The 3573-nt window shown below is 45.4% G+C and carries 3 protein-coding genes; all 3 read right to left on the bottom strand.

Going from position 1 to position 3573, the window contains the following annotated elements:
* A partial coding sequence (locus AC1DXC_RS27195; RefSeq protein WP_477462325.1) for an alpha-L-arabinofuranosidase C-terminal domain-containing protein occupies positions 1-1600 on the bottom strand: 1600 nt, incomplete at its 3' end.
* Positions 1601-1732: 132 nt separating this feature from the next.
* Positions 1733-3088: a glycoside hydrolase family 43 protein gene (locus tag AC1DXC_RS27190; protein ID WP_477462324.1), complete on the bottom strand. Its 1356-nt coding sequence runs from the start codon at positions 3086-3088 to the stop codon at positions 1733-1735.
* 158 nt (positions 3089-3246) lie between these two features.
* The coding region (locus AC1DXC_RS27185; RefSeq protein WP_477462323.1) for a fibronectin type III-like domain-contianing protein at positions 3247-3573 on the bottom strand (327 nt) is incomplete at its 5' end.

The raw sequence follows: 3573 nt of genomic DNA, 5'->3' as shown, positions 1-3573 counted from the left end.
TATTTACATTTGCAAATAAAGGCGCATAGCATGAGCGGATGACTACGTCTGAGTTCCGTTCCATACCGGTCATCCAGGCTGCATCGCCAAGGGCGGCATTCAAAGTGGTGGTGGGCATGCCTTCTGTTGTTGCCCATTCACCTACAAACACTTTATATCCTTTACGGTCGTAGTTATCGTAATGCGCTGCATCCTCTTCCATTCCCCAGGCATTGCGGTAATAATGCTCGTCTACAATTTGGGGCTTGCTAATTTTTAATTTACTCCTGCTCCCAAGCCAATCCTTACCGCCCATGCTTGCGATACAGCGGAGATTGGGGTATTTGGCTTTAATGCCATCATAAAACTGGGCGTAACGTCCGTCGTAACTGCCGGATTCGTCAAACCCGTCTTCGTTACCAATCTCCACATAGCTGAGTTTAAAAGGTGCCGGGTGCCCATCTGCGGCGCGCTTAGCACCCCAGTAAGTGTTTACGCCGCCTATTACATATTCAATTTCATCCAGCGCATCATCTACATATGGTTTTAAAAGCGGGCCTGCGTCCACATGGTCGCCGTCGAGTGAATAGCCGGCATAAACAGCAAGCAGCGGTTCCATCTTCAGGTCTTCGCACCATTCTAAAAATTCAAGCAGGCCCATTCCGTCGCTGGGGCGGTAGCCCCATGAGCCGGTATGACCGGGGCGCCCTGCAAGCGGGCCCAAAGTAGTTTTCCAGGGAAACGCATCGTTCAATTTTGGGCCCTCCAGGAAATTACCGCCGGGGAAACGTAAAAAACGGGGTTTCATAGCAGCCAATAACTTCATTAAATCTACCCTGTTGCCATTCGGACGGTTATGATAAGTTGGCGGGAATAATGATACGAGGTTAAAATAATAAACCCCGGTACGGTTTGTCGAAATAACGAAACGGGCGTCAGATGTTGCTTTAACGCCGGCGCCTGTTGTTAATTTAAGTTCATATTTTTTCCAGAAGGCGCTTTTTATTAAGTTGATGGTACCTGAAGCATATACCGTTTTACCGTCATTGCTTTCTATACTTACGGTTATAGGCCCGGCCGTGTTATCCGCAATTACCGGAAGAGGGGTTGTAGGCTTGGGGTCCCAGGGGCTGAGGGGTATTGGCCCGCTTGCTGCTCCTTTAATATAAAATGAAGCGTTGTAAGTCGTATTCGGCAAAACAGGTATGCCCCAATAACCTTCATTGGCAATGCCGGCCCTACCGCCGCCGGTATCAACCAGTAACCTTAAACAAGTAGTTAATGCGCCATTAATGGCGTGGTGCCGCTGATCGACGGGTACATTGTTGGGGTTTGGCGCAACTAATTGGATCGTGGCCTTCGCGCCGTCTTCATTGACCACGCTCCATGCTTCCGGCGTATTAGGGTTGTCTTTAAATATCCTGTTTCTGATCAGCTCGGCATATAATCCCCCATCGTACGAATGGTTGATCTCTTCCGTCATCAGCCCATACAGTTGCGGACTTACATTTGCCCCGGGTTTAGTTAAATCGAGCGTAAGCTTAGGGTTTTGCGCTTTCAAGCTTGTTGCAGTGAACAGGAACAGGCACAAACCTGAAACGGGTAATATTTTTTTCATCATCAAGGTCAATATTATTTATTGTTTTTTTAACTTATTTATAGGGCCAATGGGGCATTTCCATTGAAAATTCCCTCGGGTACAAATCTTACGCGAACGACTACATTAAGTAAATTCTTAAGCCCTTATTTATTTCTAATTGAATTTCCACCAGTTGAAATTAAACAAATGCCCCGGGCCACCTTTAAACACAAAGTACACATCGTGAACACCCTTTGCTTTGTTAACCGCAACGGATTGGGTTCCCCATATTTCCAAACCGCCTGTGTTTTTTACGGATAACGTTCCCAGTAAGAAACCGTCTGGCCTGTCAATGCGTATCTCTATTATACCCCCATCTGTATTTGTTGCCACATTCGCATAGAATGACTTTGGGCCGCTTTTAAAATCGACGCTTCGTACTTTAATGTAATCACCACTATCTATATCTGTTACGTATATTCCATTAGCGCCTTTTGCGGTACTAACAGCCGACTCCCAGGCTATTGTTTCTGCCTCCTGACGAACAAAAGGATCCAGGTTTCTTACTGCTTCGGTCACGCCTTCGGCAGTAGGGGTGATTATAGGAATTGTACCATCAGGTTGATAAGTAAATTGATCAACACAAACCGACCTTGTAAAGCCCCCTCCGCCCGGTAAAGCTTCGTTATGATAAAAAAAGTATGATTTACCATGGTAATCTATCATCCCAGGGTGGTTTGTAAATGCGCCGCGTTTCTTAATAATGCGCATAAGAGTATCCCGGTACACCCACGGGCCAGTTGGCCCSGTACTGGTAGAATAAGCTATATGCTCCGGCACACCACCGGCAGGATATACCATATAGTACATTTTTTTYCKTTTATAAAACCAGGGCCCTTCCTCGTATTGGGAAAAACGGTTGGGATTTCCGGTACGTTTCCCAAACCCCTGCTCTGTAAGCGGCACTGTTTGTATCTCTCCCGAATAAGAGATCATATCCTGATTTAATTTCACATAAAACAACTGTGGGTTTCCCCAATACAGATAAGCCTGGCCATCGGYATCAATAAATACCGTAGGGTCAATATCGCCACGGCCGGTATAAGCTAAGGGATGGCCAATGGCATCGATAAATGGCCCTTCGGSTGTTGTGCCAACGGCTACCCCAATGGCCATACCTTTGCCGTCGGCCCGGTTCATTGGCACATACCAGTAAAATTTACCATTACGAAAAATACACTGMCCGGCCCAGGCATCTTTACTTGCCCATGAGAATGTTTTTACCGATAACGGCGCGCCCCTGTCGGTCCAATTCACCATATCTATGGTTGAAAATAAGTGCCAATCATTCATAACGAACGTYGTAGAKTTATYCTCGTCGTGGCCMGTATACAAAAACACGGTGTCGTGGTACACCATGGGTGCCGGATCGGCTGTAAACCTGGTTTGAATAATTGGGTTTTGCGCTTTCAAGCTTGTTGCTGTGAACAGGAACAGGCACAAACTTGAAATGGGTAATATTTTTTTCATCGTTAAAGTCAATGTTATTTATTGTTTTTTTTACACTTATTTATAAGGCAACAGGCCATTTCCACTGAAAATTATTTCTGAGTTTATCGGTATTCCTGATAACCTGTATATCCAGTTCACAGATTTTCCATAAACTTCACACTGCTTCTGAACTGAGTTTATCTAACCAGGATTTTTACTGTTTTTGAAATATTGCGCGATGAATTGCCTAGTTGAAGAATGTATTCACCGGATTCGGTATTCCAACCTTTTTTTGTCACGTCGTAAAAGGCCAGGTCCTCCACCCTTACATCCAGCTCGACTGTTTTAGTTTCGCCCGGTTGCAGAAAAACTTTTTTAAAAGCCTTCAATTCTTTTTCAGGACGCAAAACCGAACTAACCGGATCGCTTACATATAATTGCACCACTTCGGCGCCGTAGCGGCTGCCTGTATTTTTAATGGTGAATTTTGCACGGATGGTTCCGTTTTTCCCGTAGCTTAATTT

The sequence above is a fragment of the Mucilaginibacter sp. P2_D11 genome, from assembly GCF_056404435.1.
Note: the sequence above shows the minus strand (reverse complement) of the source record. Positions and strands in the feature narration are given on the sequence as shown.